The following is a 26,405-nucleotide window of genomic DNA, read 5'->3' as shown; positions in this document are numbered from 1 at the left end:
CCCAGAAGCCTACCGAGTCCGCTCCTCGAGGAATTCCATGAGGGCGGCGCGATCGGCAGGGTCGGTGATGCGCTGCTCGGGCATCTTGGTGCCGGGCGTATAGTGGTTGGGGCCAACGTCGAAGAGTTCGGAGACCGTTTCCGGGGTCCAGACGATATCCATGCCCTGGAGCGCTTCGGAATAATTGTAGCCAGGCGCAGTCGCGATGCGGCGGCCGAAAATGCCGTGCAGCGTCGGGCCGGCGCGATTGCCGGCATCCTCCGACAATGTGTGGCAGGCCTGGCAGGCGGCAAAGACCTGAGCGCCTCGGCTGTCGCCGAACTCTTCTGTCGTCTCGCTTTGGTCATCCCGGTTCAGCCGTTCGCCGGTTGCCGCGTCCCATTGGCGGATCACGCGATCGCCCCCGCCGGCAAAAAGGCTGCCGTCGTCGGGATCGAATGCGAGCGACCAGACCGGACTGTCTGCGCCCTGGAGCGTCAGGCGAACCGTGCCGCTTGCGCGGTCCACCAGCCAGATCGAGCCATCGATCGCGGCGGAGGCGATCGTCGCCTCGTCTGGTGAGATGGCAAGCGCCGTCACCGGAACGGGCGCCGTCTCGATTTCGCTCAGCGCCCCATCGCCGGCGCGGATCCGCAGCCGGCCATCGACACCAGCAGCGACGATCGTTCCGTCACGTAGGATTGCGAGTGCATTCAGCGGTGCATTGACCGGGACCACCTGCGCAGGACCATCTGCCAGCGGCCAGATGCGCAGCGTTGCGTCGTATCCCGCCGTCACTGCCCGACCGTCCGGCAGGAACGCGACCGCATTCACGTTGCCCTGGTGGCCGCTCAGCGTGCGATAGTCGCTGCCGTCGATAGGGGTAATCCGTGCTGTCCCATCCCACGAGGCCGAGGCGACGGTGGCATTGTCCGCCGACAGGGCGAGGCTCGCCACTGGGCCATCATGCCGGCCGAGCTCACGCGGCTCGCCAGCGGCGCTCCAGACGACGATACGGCCATCCTGGCCGCCGGTGACCATTCCGCCGTCAGGCAGAAGTGCGACGGTGTTGACCGATTCGTCGTGGCTGCGCAGCACGGACATTGCGGCGCCGGTGTCGCGGTTCCATAGAATGGCGGTCGTATCGAAAGAGCCGGACAGGATCTGCAACCCATCGGAAGATACGGCCAGAGCCCGGATCGGCCCGCCATGGCCACGAAAATCGGCTGCCGCCGGTAAGCTTAGAAACGGTGTTGCCAAAAGAATGGCCACAGCGGCCCCGACGATCCATCGCATTGCGCACATCTCTCCGAAAGACCGGCATGTTGGCCGGCTGGCCGCGCGCGTCAACCCTCGGGCTGGCGCTACCTTCGGTCAGTGTTCGCGCTGAAGCAGCCCGCGATCGCGAGCCGCAAGGGCAGCCTCGGCGCGCGTCTTGATGTTGAGCTTGCGGTAGATGGACTTCACGTGGGTGGAGGCGGTGTTCTGCGAGATCGTCAAAGTCTTCGCCACCGCGCTCAGCTGAAAGCCCCGGCCCAGCAGGGTAAGCACCTCCTCCTCACGCGCCGTCAGCGCGGCATCCGGCACCATGCGCGCGTTCAGGGATTGCAGCGCCGTCATGACGTGGCGCGCGACGGCGGGTGACAGCGGCGGCTCGTCGTCGATGATGCGCTTCATCAGCTGGATGAACCGGTCGGTGTCATGGTGCTTCAAAAGGTAGCCGCGCGCGCCGGCGGAAATCGCGTCGAATATCTGCTGCGCATCATCGAAAATCGTGGTGATGACAGGCGCGCAATGACTGTCGCTCGTATTGATCTCCTCGATGAGATCGATACCCGACCCATCCGGCAGGCCGATGTCGATCAGGACCAGATCGAACGCACTGGGAAGACCGTGCGCCCGCGCCCAGACCGCGGCATTGCGCAGGCAGCGCCGCGCATCTTCCAGGCAGGACGCCTCGCTGACCTGCGCTCCCGGAAATCCGACAGCGACACAGTCCACCATCCACTGCCGGGCGCGCGCATTGTCCTCGATCACAAGAACGCGTTCCACCTTCATGCGGCGACGGCTCCCATGGCGACCGGTAGGCTGATCGTCGCGATGAACGCATTGGGCGTGACTTCATAATCGAAATGACCGCCGGTCTGGCGAGCCCGCGCGGCAATGTTTTCAAGCCCATTGCCGGAAAAGGCCCGGCGGTTCGCCTGCGATGCCGCGCCCGGCAGCGCATTCTCCACCGTGTGGACAAGGCGATCGCCGACAAGCTGCGTCGTCACCGTGATATCCGCGCCCGGCGCGTGCTTGATGACGTTGGTCACCAGCTCGCGATGCGCCGAGGTGAAATTGCGGAACACCAGATATGGCAGCACGATCCCCGAGCGGTCGGCATCGGACAGCGGCCACTCGGCCGTGCCGTCATCCAGCCGCTCCATCGTCTCGGCACGCAATTCGGCGATGATGTTCGCCAGCGTCTCGCGGCGGTCCGACAGGCCGCCGACAATCTCCCGAATGTCTCCGAGCGCATTGCGCACCATCTGCCGAGCATCCGTGTCGTCGGTGGCGCGCAAGCTCGACAGAAGCCGCGCGCCAACGCTGTCGTGCAGGTCGCGGCCGCTGCGCCCGCGCTCCTCCTTGACGCCCCGGTCATAGGCATCGCGCTGTTCTTCCGCAGCCGCCACGAGCCGCGCGAAGTCCTCGACGATGGCGAGATGCGGCGTTCCGAACAGAGCGCGGCCGCGCTTGGGATGCCGCAGCCGCAACGGAGGCGACCAGTCATAGGCCGGAAGGATGAGCGTCGCGCCGTCATCGCGAATGGCGGGACGTTGCGCGAAACCCTCCGGCACATCTGCGTGCAAAGGCTCGAAATAGTCGACCAGTGCTTGGCGCCACCGCTCGGCACGGGCTTCGCCCGAGGTTTGCAGCGCGATTTCCGTCGAGGCACGATAGAGCGCCAGCGGATCCAGTTCCTTGCGGGCCATATACCTGGCCATCAGGAAATTGCGCACGGGCAGGTAAAGCAGTCCGACGAGCACCGCCGTGATGCCGAGCGATACCGCCGGTGTCAGCGCCAGCATGCCTATCAGGGTGAAGTCGATGGCAGCGAACAGAAACGCGGCGAGTACATAGGTGAAGATCGAAAACGCCCAGCGATCGAGCTCGAAAAGCCGGTACCGCGTCAGCCCGAGCGCGACACCGAGATAGATCAGAACGAAAAAGCCGAATGCATAGCCCTGCGGGAGGACAACGTTCAGTCCCACCAGCAACGGCACCGCGACGAGCAGGACGAAGGCACCCGCGCCCAGGATGACACTGACGCCCAGCCATGTGAGCGCACGGCGGGCCGGCAGATCGCGCCGCGTCGCGACATATTGCGCGCCGGTCAGAACGATGATTGCGATCATCTCGCACAGGATACCGAGGTAGCCGACCGTGCCGAGGCCGACGTCGTAGAAAATCCGCAGATGGGTCGCGAAGATCCACAGAACGAAGAGGCCGATCAGGCCGTTGGTGAGACGCGCGATTTTCAGATCGACCAAATAGCGGGCGAAAAGTCCGATCATGCCGATGCCGAAGGACATCGCGCCGATGTTGTTCAGGATGGTCAGGCTGCGAAAGACCGGTTCGGACAGCGCGATTTCACGGGTCGAATAGGCGGCCGCGCTGAAGACAGCCAGACCGACCCCATATCCGGCGAAGGCGAAGAAGCGGACTTTGCCATCTCTCGGGCTGAGGCACTGGACCCAGGCTCCGATGACGCAAATGATGACGGCGCAGGCGATCTGGTACCAGAAAGCGAAAGGCAAGGCCGATATCGGTCGCCATGCGGTTGCCTGAACTGCGATCGACCGCTGATCCTGATCCGGCTCGGCAACCGTTATGGCAACCGGTCCCGCGGACAGCACGCCATGCAGTGCACCCTGCCGATCGACGAAGCGATCATAGGTCGCATAATCGAGGGTGTCGGGCTCATCGATCAGGTCAAGCGGCTCGAGCAGGATCGCGGCCGCCGGATCGTCGACGGGTGCGATCGAGATCAGCCGCGAACCGGGTGTGATGCCTGCAACTGCGGCTGGATTGCCGGAGCCTGCAACCAACACGGTGCCGGCGTCGCCATCCAATTCGAGCAGCAACCCGAGATACGGATTGCGCATGGCGACAAGCATCGTCAGCGCTGTCACCAGCGCGACGATCGTCAAGGCCAGTGAAAAGCGCTGAACCAGCGTCACAGGCGAAATACGGCGCCCCGGCACCGCCCCCAATACAACCCCATGCGGAAACTCTGTGCCAATTCTTGCATCCACTCAACAGGATTTTGATCGACCTCAAAATTCCTTGGTCAACGTGATGTCGAAGCCGAGCTTGTCGTAGTCGTAGAAGACGACGTTGCTTGACTGGTCGTAGTAGCTGACGGCCAATTGCGGCGTGAAGCCGTGGAACTGCCAGTCCCGCTTCACGAAGCCGCTGCGCAGCTCGAAATAGTCGTCCTTGCGCGGCTCGGTCAAGCCGGGAAAATCCGCCTCGTAGTCCCGCTTGCCGACCTTGGCCTGCAGGGATGCGGTGATGCCGTAGGCGAACTGCCGGGTCGCTCCGATTTCGACGAAGGCGCCGTCGAAGGCGTTGTGGCGCCGGCCGTCCACATCTTCCCATTCGCCGCCGGCCCCCGCAAAGACGGACGACGCGGCGCTCGGATAGTAGCTCAGCCTTCCGCTTGCCCGGACCGTCTCGGCTGCCGCCGACGAATGTCGTCATAGGTCCGATCGATGAAGAGCAGCTCGCCGGAGGCGATGAGCTTCGGCATCAGCGCCTGGCTGCCGAAAATGCGTCCGCCGATGCCGTAGTCCGACGGCGTGGTCGAAAACCACCGCCGGTCGGCGATGAACTCTGCGCTCAGCATCCTGCTTGCCGTGCGGTAGCGCATGCCGACGCGCAGGTCGCCGACCAGCGTATCGAAATCCTTGCCGGAATAATCCGAAAACACGGCCGAGCCGGCGGTGTAGAGCGTGAACTGTTCGTTCAGCGCATGCGAATAGCCGGCGTTCAGACCGGCGCGGACGCCCATGCCGGACTGCGCCCGCCCGCCCTCGTCGATCGTGAACGGCAGACCACCGAGCATGACCTGCGTGCCCGAACTGCCATTGTTAACGTTGGTGCTCGGCGCAAAGGAGATGAAACCGCCGACCGTGAAAGGCCGGCTCGCATCCAGCGCATCGATGAAGCTTTCGAACCGTTCGCGAGATGTGCGGTCGCTGCTGGATTCGGCAAGCAGGCGCAGATGATAGGTGGCGCCGGTCGAATTTCCCTGCCGGGCAAGAATGCGTGCGAGGTGGACCCGGACGAGATCGAAATCCGGTCTTTCGGCAAGGATCGCACGGGACAGCCGTTCTGCTTCGGCCAGTTCGCCCCGCCGCTCAAGCACGACGGTTTGAAGGAAAGCCGCCTGATAGCCGAGGTCGCCCTCATCGAAACGGGAGTTGGCGAGAAGCAGTTGCGCCGTATCGAGGTCCCCCCGCTCGATGAAGCCACGAATGGCCTGGATCCGCTCGGTTTGCGACAGGTCGCCGTAGCGCGCGGCAGGCGAGGCGGTCGACCCGCCTTCGCCTGCCACTTCCCCCGGTGTCGCCAGAGCGAGCGGAACGGTGACGAACAGGACTATCAGCACCCAGATGCAGAGCATCCGGATGCTGCCGCGCGGCAGCCAGACGGTCCTGCGCAGGCGCGGTTTGTGAAGGGTGGCAGCCACGGCCATGGATCCCGAGATGCCGCTGCCGCTATTGCTTCACCGCCCCGATCACGCCCTGGAAGACGTAATCGCTCGCCCCGCCTTCCAGCGTCGCGTTGCCTTCGATGGACACCGCGGCCACGGTTTCGCGGCCGGCACTGCCGAAGAAGCTACCGATGGCCTCACCGTTCGATACGGTGCCGACCGCCGCCCCTTGGGCATCGACGAGCCTTGCGGTGCCCGCATAATCCGCACCGGTGATCGTCGCGTCGATCGCCATACCGGTGATCGTCGGAGCGACATCGACGACGTTCTGACCGAGATTGGTATAGGCCTGCAGCTTTCCGCCGGTGATGCCGCCTGTCACCTTGCCCGCGGCAAAATCAGCCGCCAGCGCCACATCGGCCCCGTTGTCGAAGCCGAAATTTTCGACCGAGCCGTCAGGCCGCGTGTAGATCGACTGGCCGCTTTCGAAGAAGCCCTTGTAGCTTGCCGTGCCGGAGGTCGGCATGTTGGTGGTCGCGTTGCCGACATAACCTACGCCGTAATTCGCCTCTGCATCGCCGGCATTTCCGTCGCGGTAGCGGATGGTCGTCGCGTCAGAGAGCACGATCTGCTCGCTTGCGCTGAGATTGTAGACGCTGACGCTGCTGATGGCCGCATTGGCGCTTTCGACCTGCGGATCGCCGAAGTTCCCGTTCTCGAAATAGACGTTGCCCTTGGCGTCGCTCAATCCGATCACGGTCGCGCCACCTGCAAGTGGGCCATCGGCTGATGCGGAGATCAGGGCTGCCGGCGCGATGCCTGGCGAACCCTGATTGTTGTTCGGATTCGGATCGTCCTTGGCAGAACCGGAGATGCCGACGCCGCCGGCAGCGGTTCGATCGGTCGCGACCGCGCCGGTTGCCGTGGTCTCGAGTTGCGGTGTCTGCGTGATGGAGTTGACCGTCGAGACGACGTTGGCCGGCAGACGAACGGCGAGCATCCGCCCTTGCGCGGTGATCGGAAGCGAGCCGCCTGCACCACCACCACCACCGCCCGCCCCACCGGCGCCCGCGCTTGCCCCGCTGCCGGAACTGCTGCAGGCCGCCAGCGCCGACGTCGCGCCAACGACCAAAAGCTTCGCCATCATAGTCTTCATCCACCTGCTCCTTTTGACGGTTTCAAGCAGGTGGATTCATGCAATTCCCCAGCCCCCTGCCCGGCGATGCCTCCCCGACGATCAGTCGAGGCCGGCATTGCCATTGGCTGGGATACAATCACGGTGAAAATCGACCCGCCATCACCTGAACAGGTGAGGCGTTGCACCGCAAAAGCTGTCGATCAATCCGCGCTGTAGCCGGTCATTTCCAAGTAGCCCTTGCCGGGATGGGTGCCGGAGAAGCGGATCGGGCCTTCCCAATAGGCGAAGGTGGTCGCCATCCAGCTTTGCGGGTTGAGCGCTTCGGTGGTGATCTCGAAATCGCGGGACGGGATTTCGAGACGCCATTGCGTCGGCACGATGCGCCCGTCGATATTGGTCGTGCCGAGCGGCGTCATGGTGATCGCGTCATTGGCGAGCGGCGTCGCCGCGCCGTCCGGTGTAAACCAGGTGCCGGAATAATAGCTCGAACCATCGGCCGATCGCACCTGGAACAACATCAGCTTTTCATCGTCCGGCAGGTGCAGGGAGAACCAGTCCCAACCTTCCTGGTCGTCCGCCAGAGGCTGGCTCGACCATTCGCGGTCCAGCCATGCGGTGCCCGTGACGGGGATTTCTTCACCGTCGACGGTGATGGTGCCTTCGGCCTGATAGAATGGCTGGCTGTAATAGTATGATGCTTGGCCGGCGTTCGATTTGACGCTGTATCCCGCCTCGCCTTGAAGGACCGGCGGGCGCTCTGTGCGTAGGGTCATCGCATAGCTGAAATCGGCACCGGCCGCGCTGACCGAGACATTCGCCATCGTGTCGCCGTTTGGTGCCTGTTCGGCAGTCATATCGCCGGCAAGCGCCCAATCGTCGATGAAGGCCTCGAACGGAGCGGCGGTGACATCGGCTTGGCCAATGCCGCCGCGGGCGAATTTTTCCGCGCTGAAGTGGCGTTCCCCGGTCGTCAGTCCGGCATGACCCATCCAGAGCGCACTGCTTTCCCAGCCCTCGCCTTCCGTGCCCGGTGCCAAGGCCTGACGAAACAGGGTCCATTGCAGGCCGTAATCGTTGCCGTTCGCATCCTGCAGATTGGCGGTGACGTACCACCATTCGATGCGGAAGCCTTCGTGTGGGCCATGATCCTGCGGGAACGAGAACGCTCGGCCGGGCTCCACGGACCTGTAGCCTTCCGCGTCGGTTCCAAGCCCCGCGAAACCCTGCGCAAATGCGGGTGCGGAGAGAGCAAGCAGCATGACCAGCAAGGCTCTAACGTTCATCGGCGAACACCTTGAGCAATTTCGTAGGCGGCATTCGGCGCAGGCTGAGCGCCGGCCAGGCCGCAGCGACGATCGCAGTGATCAGTGCCAGAACGACCAGCCGCAGCCATTGTTCGGGGAAGACGTGGACCGGCAACTGCCAGCCAAAGGCTTCCACGTTGATGACATTAGTGAGAATCCAGGCCACCGCCAGACCGAGAGGGATGGCGAGCAGTGCCGTCAAGAGGGCGAGCGTCGCGGCCTTGACCAGTTCCATCCCCGCGAGCCGGCGCCTCGTGAGACCGAGCGCCCAGAGCGGTGCAAGCTGCGGAAGCCGCGCATCGGCGAGCGTGAGAAGGCTGGCGAGAAGCGCGATGCCGGCAACGATCAGGGTCAGCGTGTTCAGTGCAAGCGTGACTGCAAAGGTGCGATCGAAGATGCGCTGCGAGATATCCTTGATCGTGCGCTGATCGACCACTTCAACCGTGCCCGCACCGAATGCCGCAGTCAGATCCGCCATGACGGCGTCGACCGCTTCGGGGACGACGCGCACGGCAAAATTGCCGCGCTCGGCATCTGGAAAGCGTGCGACGAGTTCATCCACCGCGATCATGACCTGGCCGCGGGGATTGCCGTAGTCGGAATAGATCGCCGCAACGGTGCCGGCCCAGTCGCCACCGGGCGCGGCGATCTCGATCGGGTCGCCAGGTTCCAGAGCAAAGCGGCGTGCGAGTTGTTCGCTGACAAGCACCGCGCGCCCTGCCTCCGCCTCGCTCCAGGCATCGGGCAGGCTCGCGAGAAGCGGCCAGTGGTCGGAATAGGTCGGATGGTTTGAGAAGCCGAAGACTTCGACGGGAAATCCGCGGTAGCGCGTTTCCGCATCCCAGACGGGCAACACCGCATCGATGTCATCCCGCGCCTCGAGCCAATCGGCAATGTCGGCGGCGCGGGCAGGGTCTCGTGCGCCGACATAGAGTTCGGCGGCAAGGCGCTGGTCGAGCCAGCCGGTGAAAGTCTGGCGGAAACTGTCGACCATCGTGCCGACACCGATGTTCACGGCAAGCGCCAGAAGCAGCGCCATCAAGGCGAGCGACAGGCCGCCGGATTGCTGGCGCGCATCCGAAAAGAACCATTGTGCCACCGGGCCGCGCGTCAGGCGCTGCGCCAAAGCGAGCAGCCCGACCAGCGCTGAAGGCAGCAACAGTGCAGCAGCGAGCAGCACGGCGCCCATCAGCACAAAACCGGCAACCAGTCCCGAGCCTTCGAGCAGCACGCCGAGCGCGATCGCTCCCAACAGCACTGCCGCGACCAACTGCCAGCGGCGCGCACGCGCTTCGGCGCCGGCCCATGCTTCCGGCTGTGCCGTTGCGAACAATGGCAGGCGCCAGGCGCGATAGAGGCTGCTGCCAGCGGCGACCAGAGCACCGATGACGCTGATTGCAACGCCGGCGAGCCACCAACTCGGCTGCAGCGATAGTTCGCCTGCGACCCGCGCGCCATAGAGGCCGCGCAAACTTGCCGCCACATCCGGCAACAGGGATGAAGCGATGATGTAACCCGCAACCGTGCCGATAATGCCGGCAAGCGCCGAGATGGTCGTCAGTTCCAGAAGCATCACCGCGGTCAGGGCGCGCGCCGACACGCCGCATGCACGCATCGTGCGCATCATCGGCCGTCGCTGCTCAAAGGCGAGCCCGATCGCGCCGTGAACGATGAACAGACCCACGAGGAAGGACAGGAAGCCGAACGCTGTGAGATTTAAATGAAAGCTGTCGGTCAGCCGTTCCAGGTCGCCCTGGTCGTTCGGCTCGACCCGTTCGAGCGCTCCGCCGGTCAATTCCGCCAGCGAGGCAGCACTTGTTTCAGGCGCGGCCGTCAGGATCAGGCGCGACAAGCGTCCCGTTTGATCGAGAAGCGCCTGCGCAACGCCGACATCCGTCACCAGTGTCTCCGGAGGCAACGAAGCGGCGACGACGAGCGGCGGCAGTTGCCCGCCATTTCCGATCGCCGGTCTCGCATTAACGCCGCCGAGCGCCGCAACCGTCTCGGCATCGCCTAGCGCAAGGGACGGCGCCGTCAGCAGGCGCACGGCACGGCTCTGGCCGCTCCCGTCGGCAGTCTCCGGACCATCATCCAGCGCATCGCGCGTGACTGGGCCGGCACCCTGAGGCAGCGTGACCGGATCGATGCCGACGATGCGGATGCTTCTGTCGGCAATGCGCACATCGCCTTCGACGACAGGCGAAACGTCCCAGCCGGCGCGCCGAAGCGTGACGTAAAGCGCCTCGTGGAAACTCGCTCCGTTGGTCGGCCTGAGGCTCGCCAGCTCATCGCCGCCGATCAATCTTGCGGCCTGGTCGTAGCTTTGCCGCGCCTGCACGTTGAGCGCCTGCACCCCGCTCCACAGCGCGGTTGCCACCGCAAGTCCGATGACCAGCGTCATCAGTTGAAACGGTCGCCGCCGCCAGTGCGACAGGAGAACCGCCAGGGTCCAGAGATGACGCTTCACGCCAGCCGGCCCGCGCTGAGATGGATGCGCCGCCCGAGAAGGCCTGCCAAACGGGGGCTGTGCGTCACCATCAGAAAAGCGCTTCCGGTCTGTTCGACGAGATCGAGGCAGAGCTTCAACACCGCATCGCTCGTTTCCTCGTCGAGATTGCCGGTCGGCTCGTCGGCAAGAATGAGGTCTGGCCGGCAAGCCAGCGTGCGGCCGATGGCGACGCGCTGTTGCTGGCCGCCCGACAATTGCTCGGGATAGCGATCTTTCAGCGCGCCAAGGCCCAGCCGCTCGGTGAGCGTCTCTACCCAGGCCGGATCATGCCGGCCGGCGATGCGCGCCTGGAAGGAGAGGTTTTCCCGCACCTTCAAGCTCGGCACCAGATTGAACTGCTGGAAGACGAGGCCGATCCGTTCGCGGCGCAACTGGGCACGCGCACTGTCGCCCATTCCGACCAGGCTCTGGCCCGCGACCACGATTTCTCCGCCATCGGCAGCGTCGAGCGCCGCGGCGAGGTGCAGAAGCGTGCTCTTGCCGCTTCCGGATTCGCCGGTCAGGGCCAGCGTTCCACCCGAAGGCAGATCAAGATCGATGCCACGCAGGACGTGCACTGGTCCCTGTGCCGTCGGATAGGTCTTCGAAACATTTCGGAGGGTCAGCATCTGGCTCTTTCGCATTCACACGTGAAAGATAGGGTGCGGCAGGCGCGAAGGCCATGGATTGCGGTGCCGCATGGACGAACCGGCCTGACGCGGCACGCATGCTTCGATGGTCGTCATCGCTTGTGTGACGCCCGTTGAGATGCTATCAAAACTTATAGTTCTAGAAAGCTGGATATATGGACAAGTCATCTGCACTCGGAGCGCTCGCGGCACTCGGCCAGGAAACGCGGCTCGACGTCTTCCGGCTTCTGGTTCGCGCCGGCGCCGACGGGGTGCCGGCCGGCGAAATCGCATCGCGCCTCGGCACGGTACAGAACACGCTGTCTGCCCATCTCAAGATTCTCGACCATGCCGGGCTGGTGACGGCCGAACGACAGGGGCGCTCGATTCTCTATCGCGCGGATTTCACCGGCATCCGCGACCTTCTGGCGTTTCTCATGGAGGACTGCTGCGCGGGCTCGCCGGAACTTTGCCAGCCCGTCATCGAGGCCATCACCTGTCATTGCTGAGAGAGCGCCATGACCCATCGCACCTTGAACGTCCTTTTCCTCTGCACCGCCAATTCGGCCCGCTCGATACTGGCCGAAGCTATCCTCAACAAGCTCGGGAACGGGCGCTTCCGTGCTTTCTCGGCAGGGTCGCAGCCGCGCGGAACGGTCCACCCGTACACCTTGTCGCTGCTGGAACATTCGGGGTTCGATACCAGCTTTGCACGCTCCAAGAGCTGGGAAGAGTTCGCGGCCTCGGATGCCCCTGTCATGGATTTCGTTTTCACGGTCTGCGACAATGCCGCCAACGAGCAGTGCCCCGTCTGGCCGGGCCAACCGATGACCGCCCATTGGGGCGTGCCGGATCCGGCGGCCGCGACCGGAACGGATGCGGAAAGACACCTCGCCTTTGCAGACGCCTTCCGCATGCTGTCCAATCGCATTTCGGTGTTCACGGCCCTGCCCTTCGCGTCGCTCGACCGCCTGTCCATTCAGCGACAGATCGAGGCCATCGGGCGCACTTCCGCCGACGACGCGCTGCGCGCATCCTGACCGCCTGAAGGCTTGCCCATGTCCATCGACACCTCCGCCGCGACGCCGGCTCCAGCCGGCATCGGCCCGTTCGAGAAATGGCTGTCGGTCTGGGTCGGCGCGGCGATCCTCGCCGGTCTGCTGCTCGGCAATCTCGTCCCTGGACTTTTCCAGCGCCTGGCGGCGTTCGAGTATGCCTCGGTCAATCTCGTGGTCGCCGTACTGATCTGGGCGATGGTCTACCCGATGATGGTGGGCGTCGATTTCAAGAGTCTGCGCCAGGTCGGTGCCAAACCGAAGGGCCTGGTGGTGACGATCGTCATCAATTGGCTCGTGAAGCCATTCACGATGGCGGCGCTCGGCGTGCTTTTCTTCGAATATGTCTTCGCCGACCTGATCGCGCCGGCCGATGCCGAGCAATATCTGGCCGGTCTGATCCTGCTCGGGGCAGCGCCCTGCACCGCGATGGTGTTCGTCTGGAGCCAGATGACCCGCGGCGACCCGAACTACACGCTTGTCCAGGTCTCGGTGAACGACGTCATCATGGTGTTCGCGTTCGCGCCCATCGTTGCGCTGCTGCTCGGCGTCACCGATCTCGTGGTGCCATGGATGACGCTGCTGCTCTCGGTGGGGCTTTATATCGTCATCCCGCTGGCAGCTGGCGCGTTGACGCGCATGAAGCTCGGCCAGGGTACGCGAAGCAAGGCCGAGGAAGACGCGGCAGTCGCCCGTTTCAGTGCCCGCGTGAAGCCGGCATCCGTCTTCGGGCTCCTGGTCACGGTCGTCTTGCTTTTCGGCTTCCAGGCCGAAGTCATCCTCGACCAGCCGCTGGTAATCCTGCTTATCGCCGTGCCGCTCCTCATCCAGTCCTACGGCATCTTTTTTGCTGCTTACCTTGCCGCAAAGGCGTGGCGCCTGCCCTTCACCATCGCAGCTCCCTGCGCACTGATCGGCACCTCGAACTTCTTCGAACTCGCCGTTGCCGTTGCCATCAGCCTGTTTGGACTAGGGTCCGGCGCCGCACTTGCGACCGTGGTCGGCGTGCTCGTCGAGGTGCCCGTGATGCTCTCGCTCGTCGCTTTTGCGAACCGGACGAAGCACTGGTTTCCGGCAGACTGAAACTTCCCTTCTCGCAGGCTTCAGCGCAGGCCGCTTGCTCTGCCCCCGGTTGCCGGCCCGACATTCGGGTCGGCGCCCGCAACCATCGCGACGGTGCCACCCTCTGAATCTGAGATCAGCGAGGGCTCGCCAGTTTCCCTCTGCGTGGCCGTCACGACGCGACACAGCGCAGATGTGTTGAGCAAGCCCAAACCGAAGACGGGATCGCGTCCAGGATCGCCGAGATCGTCGGCGCTCGTTTCCAGATGATCCTCAATGGCTTTCGCATTCATCGTCGGGTCGATCGCCTTGGCGAGCGCGATCGCGGCCGTCACGAAGGGAGCGGCGAAGGACGTGCCGGTCTTCGGTCGTGCGCCGGAAATCGACGCGGCCGTCCATATCTCCACGCCGGGCGCGGCGATATCGATGTGGTCGCCCTGCCCCGCGCGCCTGTAAGGCCGCATGTTTCGATCGACGGCGGTGACCGCGATCACGTCCTCATAGGCCGCGGGAAAAGCCGGCTCCGCGTTGGGTCCGTTGTTGCCGGCCGCCGCGACAAGGATGACGCCGTTTTCGGCGATGGCCGCGACCGTGCGTTCGAGAAGCTCATTCGCCGGACCGGCAAGACTGAGATTGAGGACGGCGATCTCTTCGCGTGCGACGCGGTCGATCGCCCGCACGAGATCGTATGCGGTCGCCCGCGTATCGGCGCCGGCCGTCTGGAACGCATCCACCGCGATCAGATCCGCTCCCGGAAGGAGGCCGGAGGTGCGTTCCTGCTTGGAACCGACGAGAAGTGCCGCGACCGCCGTGCCGTGTTTGAGATCAGACGTCTCCTCGTCTTGGCCGACACGATCAAGAACCGTGACCGAGCCGGCGGAGAATGCGTCGTGGTCGGGGTTGATCCCGGTATCGATCAGCCCGATCCGGGCCGGTACCACGCAACTGTCCTCGGTGGCTGCAAAGTGCCAGTCGATGAGTTCGGTCGCCGGGCAGTTCATGCCTTCGCAATCTTCGACCGGACGGGCCTCGGGACGGTAATAGTGGTTGAAATCCACGGCCGATGTGGCGTTGAGGCTGGCCACGGTGGCCCGTGCATCCTCCAGCGACACGCCATCCGGCGCAACGAGGCGCACGAGCTCTCCGCCGAGGAGTTCGATGAGCACCCGTTCGTCCACGGCAAAGCCCTGGGCCTCGAGCGCTGCCACATCGTCGTCATCCAGGCCGAGTGCTGTCAGTTCGCGTTCGGCACGTTCCGGCAACGGCGCCGCAGGCGGCGGTGCCGCCCGGCGTGCCTGACGTGGAGGCGGACCGCCACGGTCGAAGAGGGAGCGCAAGGTGCGCAGCGGTCGCCGGATGAATTCGGGTGCCTGGCCGCTGCCACCGCGGAACTGCCGGCTATCGCCATCTCCAGCCGACCGCCCGCCGCCACCGCCGCCGCCACCGCCGCCGCCGCCGCCGCCATCATCCCCGTCATCTCCACCATCGTCACCGTCGTCGCCTTCCTGGGCGAAGGCCGGAGCGGATGACTGGATGAGGGCAGCACCTGCAACCAGCGCGCCGGTGCCGACAAGGCCATGGGGCACTGCGGTTGCGATCGACAGGCCGCAAGCGGCAATGAACCTAACAATGCTGATCACGATCGAAATCTCCGCTCGATGCGCTAGTTGGGCTGGGCCGTTCCGGCGGCAAGATGACCTGTACTTTATGCTTGCGTGACGCGAATTTCAGTTGCCGCTTTCAAAGCCATATGCTGCATAACGGCCGCGGCGCACACTTATTCCGGCCCCCGTCGTAAACTTGCGAGGACTTATACGAGTGACGGATGCCAGAGACGAGATCGGGCGGCAGCTCATCGGCTTCCTGCCCAATATGCGCCGGTTCGGCTATACGCTGACGCGCAATCAGGACAGCGCCGACGATCTGGTGCAGGCGGCGTGCGAAAAGGCGCTCGCCAACGTAACGGGCTTCACGCCGGGCACCAAATTCGATTCGTGGATGTTCCGCATCATGCGCAATCTCTGGATCGACCAGATCCGCAAGGGGCGGACCGCGGGCCCGGCCGAAGACATCGAAACGCAGGTCGATCTCGTCGGCACGGACGGAGAGCGCGAAGCCCATGCCCGCATGGATCTCAGCGACGTGTCACGCGCCATCGCGACGCTTCCCGACGACCAGCGCGAAATCCTGCTTCTCGTCTGCGGCGAAGACATGTCCTACAAGGAGGTCTCGGAACTCCTCGGCATCCCGATCGGCACGGTCATGAGCCGGCTCGCCCGGGCTCGCAAGAAACTTGTCGAGGGCGATGGAATAAACGCAGGCAGCCGACGTTCTCACCGTGAAGAGGACGGGCACGGATCATGACGACACACGAATTCACCGACGAGACATTGATGGCCTTCGCCGATGGCGAGCTCGACGATGACGCGATGGCGCGTGTCGAAGCGGCGATCGACGACGATCCAGCGCTCGCCGAACGCATCGCGCTGTTCATGGAAAGCCGTGAGCTGGCCGAGAGCGTGTTCGAGCGGCAGCTGTCCCAACCGGTCCCGCCTGCGCTTCAGGCCGCCGTCGAGCGGATGATTGCCGCGCCGGCCGCGCCTTCCACGGTGATGCCCTTCCAGCGGAAACGTAGCGCGCCTGTCGCAGCCAATGAAAACCGGCGTGGCTTCGCGCGTTATGCCATGGCTGCAGCCGCATCGGTCGCCATCGTCGCCGCGGGGCTTGCCGGTTACATGGCCGGACAGGGATCGGCGCCTGCCGGCTCGGCCCAGGTCGCGCTCATCGACGTTCCGGGGCTTGGCGACGCACTTCTGACCACCGCATCGGGCGAGACGACGGACATCGCCGGCGCCGGCACGCTGACGGCGGTCTCGACCTTTACCGATGGTGCCGATCGGGTCTGCCGCGAGTTCGAACTGGCTTCGGAGCAGGCGTTTGTCGGCGTGGCATGCCGAACCAGCGACGACTGGCAGCTGGCCTTCGCCATGGGAACGGGCTCGCCGGACGGCACCGGCTATCAGCCGGCATCATCGCTCGACACGCTGGACGCCTACCTCACCGGTATCGAGGCTGGCGCGCCGCTGTCGCTCGAAGAGGAAGCGGCAGCGCTTGCGGCTCTGCGCTGACGCTTAGAGCGATGTCGCGGTTCTTCGCATCGCTCAACTGCACCTATTTCCCGGGTTGTCGCGTTTCCGGATGGTAGACCGGTCTGCACTTCACCCGGAAACGCTCTAGACTTTGCGTGCCACAACCAGATGGCCGGGCACCGGCGTGCCCTGTTCGTGCCGCACGACGATCGGTTCTGCCAGCAAGCGTTCGAAGCCGTTTTTGGCGAGCAATCGATCAATATAGGCAAGCGGATGGGCGAAGCGCTGATGCGGCCCGACCATAAAGTCGCTGCCGCCGAAAGCCTCATCCGGCAATGTCTCGCTGGAGAACGCGAGCAGGCCGGCCGGCGTAATATGCTTCGCAATGCCGGCGAAGAAGCTTTCAAGCTTGCCCATATAGGGCAGCACGTCCGCAGCCACGATCAGATCGAACGGCAGCGCCTCGCTCTCTTCGAGAAACAGGCCGATCTCGGCAACATAAAGCTCATCATAGACCTCGCGCTCGTCGGCGATTTCGATCATCCGCTCGGAGAGATCAACGCCGACGGCGTGGTCGACGCTGTCATAGAGCGCTTCTCCGACGAGGCCCGTGCCGCAGCCGAGATCGAGCAGGCGTTGCGCACCGTCAGGCAAGAACGCAGGCAGAGCGTCGCCCAGCATCATCGGGACCGAATAGCCGAGCTGATCGACGAGCACGCTGTCGAACACTTCCGCATGCTGGTCGAACAGGGTCATCACATAGGCGTCGGGCGCCTTGTCCGGTGCGGGCGCAAGGCCCATCGAAGCGAGCCGGACAGCCGCGCCGCCGTGATCGTCGGGATCGATTTCCAGCGCCCGCCGATAGAACAGGGCAGCTTCTTCACGACGGCCGGCCTTTTCCAGGTCGAGACCCGTATTGTAGGCCTCGGCCAACGCATCCTCGTCGAAATCGCTCATCGCTTGATAATCCCATCGCCTGGTGACGGCATCGGCCGCCGGTCTTTTCGCGGTCCTATCGTCAGGGACGGCGTGCGGCAAGCACGATCAGGCGTGACAGGGCTTCCGGCCACCCGTGAATTCCGGCTTCAGGTCAATCAGCGGCGTGCCGTCGACGCAGTCCAGCCCCCGCACCGTCAGCGTCGCGCCATCGACGCCAATCAGCCGGACGATGGAGAGCGCGATCGGGTTCGGACGAACCGGAGATCGCAGCGCAAAGGTGCCAACAAGCCCGCCATCGTGCTTGGGGTTCTGGACGAGCAGGTCGCGGCGCGCCTGGTCCATCCAGTAGAGCACGGCGATGTGTTCGTAGGCGTCCAGACCTTTCAAAGCGTCGGCGAAACGGGGATCGAGGGCGATCGTGCAATCCGGTCCGTTCTCCGGATCGCCCCTGCGCGGGCAGTCTGCCCGCGTATTGAACGGCGTGTGGATGCGACCGATGAAATAGACCGAGGCGTCAAACTGATCCGGCAGAATCCCCTGGATCTCGCCTTCACGAATGCTGTCGGAGGAATGAACGACCGTGTCCGCCATGGACCTACTCCGCGGCGCCGAGACGTTCGATGGCATCGAAGAGTTCGGCGCCGAGACGTGTCGAGGCGCCGGCTGCCACCACCATCTGAGGCAAAATCATCCATTCCAGTGACCATGCGGCGCCGGAGCGTTCCTGTTCGTGGACGAGTGCGTGGTGGATGCCAGAGAGCTGGGTGGCGTTGAACCGGGCGAGCGCCACAAGTGTTTCGGCGCGCACCGGGTTCTGCTTGTGCGGCATGGCGGAGGAGCCGCCACCGCCCGTCATGGCGATTTCGCCGATTTCGTTCTGGGCCATCAGTGCGATGTCCTGGCCGATCTTGCCGAGTGCGCCGGAAATCAGCGACAGCCAGTTGGCGAAACGGGCGATGGAATCACGCTGCGTGTGCCAGTTCGTCTGCGGCACGTCGAGATCCAGCAGGAAACCGATGCGCGCCGCGACGCCAGCGGCATCGTCGCCAAGCTTTTCCAGCGTCCCGGCGGCGCCACCGAATTGCAGTTGCAGCAGTTCCGGCCCGATGTCTTCCAGTTCGTCCAGCGCGCGCGACAGCGGCATCATCCAGGCGCGCAGCCGTGCGCCCACCGGGATCGGCATCGCCGCCTGCATGCGGGTGCGGCCGATAAGGTGGTTGTGACCGAAGCGTTCATCGAGATCCTGCAGGGCGGCGATCAGGTTTTCCAGCCGGGCCGCCAGCATGGGCAGCACCATCTTCAACCGCAGGACAAGGCTCGTATCGATCACGTCCTGGCTGGTCGCGCCGAAATGCAGATGCGCGTCGTGCGGCGCAGGCACCGTCTTGCGCAATTCGCGGATGAGTTCCGGAACGATCAGTCCGTCGCGGGCGACGCCCTCTCGCAACGCATCGAAATCCGGCGCAAAGTTCTCGCAGGCCCGGGCGATGGCGGCGGCCGCCTCCGGCGCGATCATGCCCTCATGGGCTTGCGCTTCCGCAAGGGCCATCTCGAAAGTGAGCATGGTGGAGATTTCCGCCTCGATGCGGAAATGGGCGGCGAGCGCTTCGTCCCCGAAATGGGCGGCGAGCACGGGGTGCTCAAAAAGCGACAGCGACATCGATACCTCCCGACGGTCACGGAGGCCGCCTTATAGCGCAAAGGGCCGGCGATGAAACCGGCCCTTCTCAAAGTCTTGGCACTCAGACGCGCTCGAGCGCGATCGCGATACCCTGGCCGACGCCGATGCACATCATGGAAAGTGCGCGCCGGGCGTTGCGCTCGGCTAGCTCCAGCGCCGCCGTGCCGGTGATGCGCGCGCCCGACATGCCGAGCGGATGGCCGAGAGCGATTGCGCCGCCATTCGGGTTCACGCGGTCGTCGTCATCGGCGATACCGAGATCACGCAGCGTCGCCAACCCCTGGCTGGCGAAAGCCTCGTTGAGTTCGATCACGTCGAAATCGCCGGCCCCGAGACCGAGGCGTGCGAACAGCTTCTTGGCGGCAGGCGCCGGGCCAAAGCCCATGATGCGCGGCTCGACGCCTGCGGTCGCACCGCCGAGAATGCGCGCTATCGGGGTCAGACCGTGTCTGCGGGCTGCTTCCTCCGACGCGATGATCAGCGCGGCCGCGCCATCGTTTACGCCAGACGCATTGCCGGCCGTGACAGTGCCACCCTCGCGGAAGGGGGTGGGCAGCTTGGCAAGCGCCTCCAGCGTCGTGTCGGGGCGCGGATGCTCGTCGCGATCGACGACGACAGGGTCTTTCTTGCGCTGCGGGATCGAGACCGGCGTGATTTCCTTCGCCAGCCTGCCGTTCTCCACAGCGCGGCCAGCTTTCTGCTGCGAACGCACGGCGAACTTGTCCTGATCCTCGCGGCTGACCTGCCAATCGGCAGCGACGTTCTCGCCCGTCTCCGGCATGGAATCGACGCCGTACTGCTCCTTCATCAGCGGGTTGACGAAGCGCCAGCCGATCGTGGTGTCGTAGACCGCGTTGTCGCGCGAAAAGGCGCTCGTCGCCTTCGGCATCACGAAGGGCGCCCGCGACATGGATTCCACGCCACCGGCGATGGCGATGTCGATCTCGCCGGCCTTGATGGCGCGGGCCGCGGCAATGACGGCATCCATGCCGGATCCGCAGAGCCGGTTCATGGTGGTGCCGGGCACTTCGACCGGCAGTCCGGCCAGGAGCGACGACATGCGGGCGACGTTGCGGTTGTCCTCGCCGGCCTGGTTGGCGCAGCCGTAGATGACTTCGTCGATCGCCGCCCAGTCGACCGAGCCGTTGCGCTCCATCAGCGCCTTCAGCGGCACCGCGCCGAGGTCGTCTGCACGGACCGGCGAAAGCGCACCGGCGAAACGGCCGATGGGCGTGCGGATATAGTCGCAAATATAGGCTTCAGCCATCGCGCTGGCTCCCGAATGTGTTCTTGCCACGGCCTGTCCCCTCATGGGCGGCCTTCGTTCTTGCCTGAAGATCGCGCAGCGTCTTCAGTTCCGTTTCGTCCGGCGCCGGCGTGACCTCGACATGGTCAGCGAACTTGACCGGCCAGCCGCAGGTTTCCTGCACCTGTTCGCGTGTCACGCCTGGATGCAGCGAAACGACCGTGAATTCCTTGGTCTCCGAATCGGGCTTCCAGATCGCCAGATCGGTGATCAGAAGCGTCGGACCCTTGGTCTTGATGCCGAGATTTTCGCGATCCTTGCCGCCGGTGCCATGGCCGAAGGAGGTGAAGAAGTCGATTTTGTCGACCATGCCGCGCTTCGTCTGCTTCATGGTGATGTAGATTTCGCCCGACGAGGACGCGATTTCCGGTGCTCCGCCGCCGCCCGGCAGACGAGTCTTCGGGTTATCGTAGTCGCCGATGACGGTCGTGTTGATGTTGCCGAACTTGTCGAGCTGCGCGGCACCGAGGAAGCCGATCGTGACGCGGCCGCCCTGCAGCCAGTAACGGAACATCTCGGGCACCGACACGGTGGTGACGGCCGTATCGCACAGCTCGCCGTCGCCGATCGATAGCGGCAGAACATCCGGCGCCGTGCCGATCGTGCCGGATTCGTATATCAGCGTGATGTCCGGCGCGTGGGTCAGCCGCGCAACGTTGCAGGCGGCCGATGGCGCACCGATGCCGACGAAGCAGACGTCGTCGTTCTTCAGCGCCCGCGCCGCGGCGATCGTCATCATCTCGTCCGGGGTAAAGCCAAGATCGCTCATTGCGCGCTCCTCAGATGTTCGACACGGCCGGCAAAATCGTCCGGGCTCGCCTCGAGCACATGCTCCTTCATCCACGACTGGAAGCTGTCGCGCTCGGCGGCCACCTTATCCCAGTCGAGATAGCTCTTGTTGTCGCGGTCATAGTAGCCGTGCGCATAGGACGGGTGCGCGCCGCCCGGCACTTCGCAGATCGCCGTAACGGTCCAGCGCGGCAGGATGCAGGCATTGGGGTGCACGTCGTCGAAATCGTCGACGATCTCCTCGACCGTCACCACAGCACGCTTGGCGGCGAGCACCGCTTCCTTCTGGATGCCGATGATGCCCTCGACGAGCACGTTGCCCTTCCGGTCCGCCTTCTGCGCGTGGATGAAGGTCACGTCGGGACGCACGGAGGGCACGGCCGCCAGCATCTCTCCGGTGAACGGGCACTGCACGCGCTTGATGTTCGGGTTGACCTGTTCGAGCCCGGCGCCGAGATAGCCGCGGAAGATCGCACATGGAAGGCCGCTGGCCCCCGCCTCATAGGCGTTCGCCATCGCCGCATGGCTGTGCTCTTCCACTTCCGGCCGGTTCGGCCAGCCGTTTTCGACCGCATCGCGCAGGCGGCGCAGCAGGCCCACGCCCGGGTTGCCTGCATAGGAGAAGACGAGCTTCTTCGCCATGCCCATGCCGATCATCTGGTCGTAGATGACGTCCGGCGTCATGCGTACGAGCGTCAGGTCCTTGCGGCCCTGCCGGATCGCCTCATGGGCCGCCGAATGCGGGATCAGATGGGTGAAGCCCTCGAAGGCCACCACATCGCCGTCGTGGAGATTTTCCGCGACGGCGGTCTTCAAATCCTGGAACTTCGCCATGGATTTCCTGCCTGTTGGTTAAAGTCAAATATCGAGGAAGACGGTTTCGTCGTCGCCCTGCAGGTGAATGTCGAAGGTGACGATATCGCCGTCGCGCTTGCCGATCAGCGTCGCGACGCGGTGGCGATGTTCGATCCGGTTGAGAAGCGGATCGGCCGCATTGGCCTTCTCCTCGTCGGAGAAATACATGCGGGTGTGAAGGCCGATATTGATGCCGCGTGCGACGATCCAAAGCGTGACATGCGGCGCCTGCACACGGCCGTCCGGATAGGGGACGGGGCCGGGCTTGATCGTCTCGAAGCCGAATTCGCCGCTGGCCATGTCGGTCGCGCATCGCCCGAACCCGGTGAAGTGCGGATCGGCCGAGCCGCGCATCTCGGACGGCGAATTGAAGAGCCCTGCCGCATCCGGCTGCCAGATTTCGACGAGCGCGTCCTTCAGCGGCGTGCCGGTACCGTCGAAGATGCGGCCTTTGATGGTGATGCGCTCGCCCTTGGCGTCGCCGGTTGCCATGCGGGTGCCGAGGTCATCCGCATAAACGCCGCCGATCTCGGCAAAATTCGGCGTCAGGCCGATATGGACATAAGGTCCGGCTGTCTGCGACGCGGATTCCTTCAGGCGGTTCAGCGATTGTGGCATCAGTTCCCCTCCAACCGGTTCTCGAACATGGTCGAACGGCGGCCACGCAGCACGATGTCGAACTTGTAGGCGCTGGCGTCCATGGGGATCGTGTTCGCCATGTCTAGCGGCGCGATCAAATCCTCGATCGCCTTCGGGTCGGCGATCGTCTTCACGATCGGGCAAAGCGGGATCAGCGGATCGCCCTCGAAATACATCTGGGTGATCAGCCGCTGGGCGAAGCCATGGCCGAAGACGGAGAAGTGGATGTGGGCCGGGCGCCAGTCGTTCACGCGATTCGGCCAGGGATACGGCCCCGGCTTGATCGTTCGGAAGGAGTAACAGCCGTCCTCATCGGTAATGGTGCGCCCGCAGCCACCGAAATTCGGATCGAGCGCGGCGACGTAGCCTTCCTTCTTGTGGCGATATCGGCCGCCGGCGTTGGCCTGCCAGAATTCGAGAAGCGCGCCACCGACACCCCTGCCCCGCTCGTCCATGACGCGGCCATGGACGACGATGCGCGGACCGATCGCGCTTTCGCCAGGCTTGGCGAAATTGTGGATGAGGTCGTCGTCGAGCTCACCGAGAATGTCGTGGCCGAAAACTGGACCGGTCATCTCCGACAGGGTGTTGCCGATGGACAGCAGCGCCTTTTGCGGCGAGCGTAGCACACTCGTTTTATACCAAGGTGTGTAAGCGTCCGGTTGCCAAGCGCGATCGCGCGGAAAGAAGGCACCGGTTTCGGGTTTCCTGTTCGACATCGTCGCTCCTCAAGCCGCCTTTTCGGCAGCCATCTCCTTCAACGTCTGTTTGGCGATCTTGAACGCATGGTTGGCGGCCGGAACGCCGGCATAGATCGCCACATGCATCAGCGCCTCGCGGATATCGTCTTCGCTCGCGCCGGTGTTGGCGGTGGCACGCACATGCATCGCCACCTCGTCGTCATGGCCGAGCGCTGCAAGAAGCGCGATCGTCACGATGGAGCGCTCCCGCTTGGTCCAGTTCGGCCGTGACCAGACGGTGCCCCACGCACCCTCGGTGATCATCTCCTGAAAGGGCGCATCGAACTCCGACTTCGCCGCCTCGGCCCGATCGACATGCGCATCGCCGAGCACCGAGCGGCGCGTCGCCATGCCATCATTGTGGCGGGGAGATTTCGAGGTGGCGCTCATTTGCCTTCCTTTGCGATCTTCTCGACGAACAGCTTGATGGCGTCGGTGAGGACGACCGGCTGTTCGATGCAGGGCAGATGGCCCGCCTGCGGGATTTCCTGATAGAGCGCGCCGGGGATCAGCCGCGACAGCTCGCCGACGAGTTCGGGTGGCGTCGAGCCGTCTTCGGTGCCCACGACGCACATGGTCGGCACGTCGATCAGCTTGGCGGACTCGGTGAAATCGGCGTCGCGGATCGCGGCGCAGGTGGCGGTATAACCATCGCGCGGCGAGCGGATCAGCATGTTGCGGTAGCCGGTGAACTCGGCGTTGTCGGGCTTGCGGTAGTCGACGGTAAACCAGCGTTCCAGGATGAGGTCGGCGATCGCCTCGATGCCCTCCTCGTAGATGGCGCGGATGCGCGCGTCCCACATCTCCGCCGTTCCGATCTTGTGGGCCGTGTCGCAGAGAACGAGTGCGCGCACCAGATCCGGGCGCTTGTGGACGAGCCCTTGCGCGATCAGCCCGCCGACGGAGAGCCCGCAGATGACAGCCTTGCGCACGCGCAGATGGTCGAGCAGGCCGGACAGGTCGTCGACATGATCATCGATCGTGTAGGGCGTCTCGCCGACATCGGAAAGTCCGTGGCCCCGCTTGTCATAGAGAACGATCGCGAACTCGCCGACGAGCCGGACGATCACATCGCGCCAGATACGGAAATCGGTGCCGAGAGAATTCGCGAAGACCAACACGGGGCGCCCCTCGGGCGCGCCGATCAGCTGATAATGCAGAGTGACGCCGTTGACCTTGTGAAACTGCATCGAATTCTCCCTCAGGCTCTCAAAGCAAATTGTATCGGTATGGTAAAATGATATTCTCGGCTTGATCCATAATATTTTCGGTATGCGATGGACCAGCAGATCAAGTTTCGGCATCTCCAGACCTTCATGGAGGTAGCCCGCCAGAAGAGCGTGAGCAAGGCAGCCGACGTGCTTGCGCTGACGCAACCCGCCGTAACGCGCACGATCCGGGAGCTCGAGGACGCGCTCGGCGTGCGGCTGTTCGAGAAGGATGGTCGCGGCATTCGCATCTCGCGCTTCGGCGAAGTGTTTCTGCGTCATGCGGGCTCCAGCGTCGCCGCCTTGCGGCAGGGCGTCGATTCCATCCAGCAGGCTCTACGCTCTGAAGGGCCGCCGGTCCGCATCGGTGCGCTGCCCACGGTATCGGCCCGGATCATGCCCGACGCGGTCGCGCAATTCCTGAAAGAAAACACCGGAAGTCCGATCACGGTGGTGACCGGCGACAATTCCGTGCTCCTGGAACAGTTGCGCACCGGCACGCTCGATCTCGTCGTCGGCCGTCTTGCGCCGCCGGAGATGATGATCGGTCTCTCCTTCGAGCCGCTCTACTCCGAACACGTCATCTTCGCCGTGCGAAGCGGTCACCCGCTGATGAGCAAGCCGAATTTCTCGCTCGGTGAATTGCGCGACTATACGATCCTGATGCCAACGCCGAACGCCGTCATCCGCCCCTTCGTCGATCGCTTCCTCATCACCAACGGAATCGCCGAACTGCCGGTGCGGATCGAGACCGTGTCGGACGCATTCGGGCGCGCTTACATTCGGGCACATGATGCGATCTGGATCATCTCGGAAGGCGCCGTCGCCAACGACATTCGCGACGGGCGCGTTGCGCGGCTGCCGATCGATACGAGCGAAACGGTCGGCTCGGTCGGCCTGACGACGCGGGGAGTGGGAGATCAGCCTTTGCCGCTTGCGATCTTCATGCAGTCGGTTCGTGCCGTTGCCCGGCAGAACGCCAGCGACTGATCGGCTAGCGAATGAGGCTGCGGCGCAGCGCCTTGGCCACCGCCTGGGTGCGGTTGACCGTATCGAGCTTCTTGGTCGCGCGGTTCAGGTAGTGATTGACCGTGTGTTCAGAGAGTTCGAGGATCTGGGCAATGTCCGCGCTCGTCTTGCCGGCCGCCGTCCAGGTGAGGCATTCGAGCTCGCGTTCGGTCAGCGGCTGCTCGAGTTTCGCCGAGCGCTGCGATACTTCGCCGAGGCGCTGAAAGAGGTGAAGCGTGAGCAACATCAGCTGCGCGATGGCATCGTTGTCCAGAGGCTGTCGTTCGCCGGCGAAGACGACGGCGCAACGATCGCCCTCCACGCTCTGGACCGGAAGACAGACACCGTCGACCAGGCTGAACTCTTCATAGAGCTTGGCAGCCAGCATCGCATCCTTTGCGCTTCTGCCCGCGACGAAGTCGGCATAGCGAAAGGAGAACGGCACGATGGACGTGCGCAAACGGGCGAACAAAGGGCTGCTGCGCATCAGCTTCTGGCGATCGAAAGCGCCCAGAAATTCAGCCGGGAAATTGGTGATGATGGAGTTTTCGGCAAGGTCGAGTGAGGTCGGTGGCGGAAGGCGCAGCACCAGGAAGCACCGGTAGCCATACAGTTCCACAGTCTTCTTGAACTGGCGAAAGACCTCGAACTGAGTTTGAAGTGTCGTGATTTCCTTCAACTGGTCGAGAGGCGCGTCGCCGGTTAGGCCTGACTTCATGATGTAGGCGCCCGGGTGGATGAAGTGAATCGATTTTTGGATCTCGTTCGTGCCGTGAATCAACACTTATAGGA

At 64.1% G+C, this 26,405-nt stretch carries 27 protein-coding genes; 6 read left to right on the top strand and 21 right to left on the bottom strand.

Features of this window, described 5'->3' with window-relative positions; translation table 11 throughout:
• Nucleotides 1–9: 9 nt before the first annotated feature.
• The 9 genes from GC125_RS06200 to GC125_RS06160 all read right to left on the bottom strand — a co-directional run bounded on the left by GC125_RS06200 (nt 10) and on the right by GC125_RS06160 (nt 11,242).
• Nucleotides 10–1,275, bottom strand: coding sequence for a c-type cytochrome (locus tag GC125_RS06200; protein ID WP_286165387.1), 1,266 nt, complete (start codon nt 1,273–1,275; stop codon nt 10–12).
• Between the two features lie 78 nt (nt 1,276–1,353).
• Nucleotides 1,354–2,037: a response regulator transcription factor gene (locus GC125_RS06195; RefSeq protein ID WP_151984645.1), complete on the bottom strand. Its 684-nt coding sequence runs from the start codon at nt 2,035–2,037 to the stop codon at nt 1,354–1,356.
• A complete protein-coding gene (locus GC125_RS06190; protein ID WP_151984643.1) occupies nt 2,034–4,280 on the bottom strand; it encodes a sensor histidine kinase in 2,247 nt (748 codons plus the stop codon). Before GC125_RS06190 ends, GC125_RS06195 begins: the two co-directional genes overlap by 4 nt.
• Nucleotides 4,281–4,301: 21 nt before the next feature.
• Complete coding sequence (locus tag GC125_RS06185) at nt 4,302–4,679, bottom strand: surface lipoprotein assembly modifier (protein ID WP_151984642.1); 378 nt, start codon at nt 4,677–4,679, stop codon at nt 4,302–4,304.
• Nucleotides 4,676–5,719 (bottom strand): surface lipoprotein assembly modifier, encoded by a 1,044-nt coding sequence (locus tag GC125_RS06180; protein ID WP_199864469.1) that lies wholly within the window; start codon nt 5,717–5,719, stop codon nt 4,676–4,678. Before GC125_RS06180 ends, GC125_RS06185 begins: the two co-directional genes overlap by 4 nt.
• A 28-nt stretch (nt 5,720–5,747) precedes the next feature.
• Nucleotides 5,748–6,839, bottom strand: a complete 1,092-nt coding sequence (locus GC125_RS06175; protein WP_151984638.1) for a transferrin-binding protein-like solute binding protein — start codon at nt 6,837–6,839, stop codon at nt 5,748–5,750.
• A gap of 182 nt (nt 6,840–7,021) precedes the next feature.
• Nucleotides 7,022–8,104: a lipocalin-like domain-containing protein gene (locus GC125_RS06170; protein ID WP_151984636.1), complete on the bottom strand. Its 1,083-nt coding sequence runs from the start codon at nt 8,102–8,104 to the stop codon at nt 7,022–7,024.
• The gene (locus tag GC125_RS06165) at nt 8,094–10,592 is read right to left on the bottom strand and encodes an FtsX-like permease family protein (protein WP_151984634.1); all 2,499 of its coding nucleotides are present in this window, start codon (nt 10,590–10,592) and stop codon (nt 8,094–8,096) included. Before GC125_RS06165 ends, GC125_RS06170 begins: the two co-directional genes overlap by 11 nt.
• Complete coding sequence (locus tag GC125_RS06160; RefSeq protein WP_151984632.1) at nt 10,589–11,242, bottom strand: ABC transporter ATP-binding protein; 654 nt, start codon at nt 11,240–11,242, stop codon at nt 10,589–10,591. The genes GC125_RS06165 and GC125_RS06160 overlap by 4 nt, the downstream gene beginning before the upstream one ends.
• A 176-nt stretch (nt 11,243–11,418) precedes the next feature.
• Here GC125_RS06160 and GC125_RS06155 point away from each other — a divergent pair, with 176 nt between their 5' ends.
• The 3 genes from GC125_RS06155 to arsB are packed head-to-tail and all read left to right on the top strand — an operon-like array spanning nt 11,419 to nt 13,380.
• Entirely contained in the window at nt 11,419–11,751 is a 333-nt protein-coding gene (locus tag GC125_RS06155; protein WP_151984631.1) for an ArsR/SmtB family transcription factor, read from the top strand.
• Nucleotides 11,752–11,760: 9 nt separating this feature from the next.
• The gene (locus GC125_RS06150; protein ID WP_151984629.1) at nt 11,761–12,282 is read left to right on the top strand and encodes an arsenate reductase ArsC; all 522 of its coding nucleotides are present in this window, start codon (nt 11,761–11,763) and stop codon (nt 12,280–12,282) included.
• Nucleotides 12,283–12,300: 18 nt separating this feature from the next.
• Entirely contained in the window at nt 12,301–13,380 is a 1,080-nt protein-coding gene (gene arsB / locus GC125_RS06145) for an ACR3 family arsenite efflux transporter (RefSeq protein WP_151984627.1), read from the top strand.
• Between the two features lie 20 nt (nt 13,381–13,400).
• On the opposite strand, the gene GC125_RS06140 is transcribed toward arsB, so the two are convergent.
• Complete coding sequence (locus GC125_RS06140; RefSeq protein WP_286165386.1) at nt 13,401–14,999, bottom strand: S8 family serine peptidase; 1,599 nt, start codon at nt 14,997–14,999, stop codon at nt 13,401–13,403.
• A 178-nt stretch (nt 15,000–15,177) separates the two neighbouring features.
• On the opposite strand from GC125_RS06140, the gene GC125_RS06135 reads away from it, so the two are divergent.
• Both GC125_RS06135 and GC125_RS06130 read left to right on the top strand, forming a co-directional pair.
• Nucleotides 15,178–15,723 carry an RNA polymerase sigma factor gene (locus GC125_RS06135; RefSeq protein WP_151984625.1) on the top strand — a complete coding sequence of 182 codons (546 nt, stop codon included), beginning with the start codon at nt 15,178–15,180 and terminating at the stop codon, nt 15,721–15,723.
• Nucleotides 15,720–16,487, top strand: a complete 768-nt coding sequence (locus GC125_RS06130; RefSeq protein WP_151984623.1) for an anti-sigma factor family protein — start codon at nt 15,720–15,722, stop codon at nt 16,485–16,487. The genes GC125_RS06135 and GC125_RS06130 overlap by 4 nt, the downstream gene beginning before the upstream one ends.
• A 105-nt stretch (nt 16,488–16,592) precedes the next feature.
• On the opposite strand, the gene GC125_RS06125 is transcribed toward GC125_RS06130, so the two are convergent.
• The 10 genes from GC125_RS06125 to pcaD all read right to left on the bottom strand — a co-directional run bounded on the left by GC125_RS06125 (nt 16,593) and on the right by pcaD (nt 24,587).
• Nucleotides 16,593–17,405, bottom strand: a complete 813-nt coding sequence (locus tag GC125_RS06125; protein ID WP_151984621.1) for a methyltransferase — start codon at nt 17,403–17,405, stop codon at nt 16,593–16,595.
• Nucleotides 17,406–17,492: 87 nt separating this feature from the next.
• Nucleotides 17,493–17,978, bottom strand: coding sequence for a tRNA (N6-threonylcarbamoyladenosine(37)-N6)-methyltransferase TrmO (gene tsaA, locus GC125_RS06120; protein ID WP_151984619.1), 486 nt, complete (start codon nt 17,976–17,978; stop codon nt 17,493–17,495).
• Nucleotides 17,979–17,982: 4 nt separating this feature from the next.
• The gene (locus GC125_RS06115; RefSeq protein ID WP_151984617.1) at nt 17,983–19,047 is read right to left on the bottom strand and encodes a 3-carboxy-cis,cis-muconate cycloisomerase; all 1,065 of its coding nucleotides are present in this window, start codon (nt 19,045–19,047) and stop codon (nt 17,983–17,985) included.
• Nucleotides 19,048–19,129: 82 nt separating this feature from the next.
• Nucleotides 19,130–20,335 carry a 3-oxoadipyl-CoA thiolase gene (gene pcaF / locus GC125_RS06110; RefSeq protein WP_151984616.1) on the bottom strand — a complete coding sequence of 402 codons (1,206 nt, stop codon included), beginning with the start codon at nt 20,333–20,335 and terminating at the stop codon, nt 19,130–19,132.
• Nucleotides 20,328–21,143, bottom strand: a complete 816-nt coding sequence (locus GC125_RS06105) for a CoA-transferase subunit beta (protein ID WP_151984614.1) — start codon at nt 21,141–21,143, stop codon at nt 20,328–20,330. The genes pcaF and GC125_RS06105 overlap by 8 nt, the downstream gene beginning before the upstream one ends.
• Complete coding sequence (locus GC125_RS06100; protein ID WP_151984612.1) at nt 21,140–21,997, bottom strand: CoA transferase subunit A; 858 nt, start codon at nt 21,995–21,997, stop codon at nt 21,140–21,142. The genes GC125_RS06105 and GC125_RS06100 overlap by 4 nt, the downstream gene beginning before the upstream one ends.
• A gap of 24 nt (nt 21,998–22,021) precedes the next feature.
• Nucleotides 22,022–22,636, bottom strand: a complete 615-nt coding sequence (pcaG, locus tag GC125_RS06095) for a protocatechuate 3,4-dioxygenase subunit alpha (protein WP_151984610.1) — start codon at nt 22,634–22,636, stop codon at nt 22,022–22,024.
• Nucleotides 22,636–23,376: a protocatechuate 3,4-dioxygenase subunit beta gene (gene pcaH, locus GC125_RS06090; RefSeq protein ID WP_151984608.1), complete on the bottom strand. Its 741-nt coding sequence runs from the start codon at nt 23,374–23,376 to the stop codon at nt 22,636–22,638. Before pcaH ends, pcaG begins: the two co-directional genes overlap by 1 nt.
• 9 nt (nt 23,377–23,385) lie before the next feature.
• Complete coding sequence (pcaC, locus tag GC125_RS06085) at nt 23,386–23,787, bottom strand: 4-carboxymuconolactone decarboxylase (RefSeq protein ID WP_151984606.1); 402 nt, start codon at nt 23,785–23,787, stop codon at nt 23,386–23,388.
• Nucleotides 23,784–24,587, bottom strand: a complete 804-nt coding sequence (gene pcaD, locus GC125_RS06080) for a 3-oxoadipate enol-lactonase (protein ID WP_151984604.1) — start codon at nt 24,585–24,587, stop codon at nt 23,784–23,786. Before pcaD ends, pcaC begins: the two co-directional genes overlap by 4 nt.
• An 87-nt stretch (nt 24,588–24,674) precedes the next feature.
• Here pcaD and pcaQ point away from each other — a divergent pair, with 87 nt between their 5' ends.
• Nucleotides 24,675–25,595: a pca operon transcription factor PcaQ gene (gene pcaQ / locus GC125_RS06075; RefSeq protein WP_151984602.1), complete on the top strand. Its 921-nt coding sequence runs from the start codon at nt 24,675–24,677 to the stop codon at nt 25,593–25,595.
• A gap of 4 nt (nt 25,596–25,599) precedes the next feature.
• Here the strand turns inward: pcaQ and GC125_RS06070 are convergent, their stop codons facing one another.
• The gene (locus GC125_RS06070; RefSeq protein WP_151984600.1) at nt 25,600–26,331 is read right to left on the bottom strand and encodes a LuxR family transcriptional regulator; all 732 of its coding nucleotides are present in this window, start codon (nt 26,329–26,331) and stop codon (nt 25,600–25,602) included.
• Nucleotides 26,332–26,405: the final 74 nt, after the last annotated feature.

The organism is Rhizobium sp. EC-SD404 (assembly GCF_902498825.1).
Lineage (GTDB): Bacteria > Pseudomonadota > Alphaproteobacteria > Rhizobiales > Rhizobiaceae > Georhizobium.
Note: the sequence above shows the minus strand (reverse complement) of the source record. Positions and strands in the feature narration are given on the sequence as shown.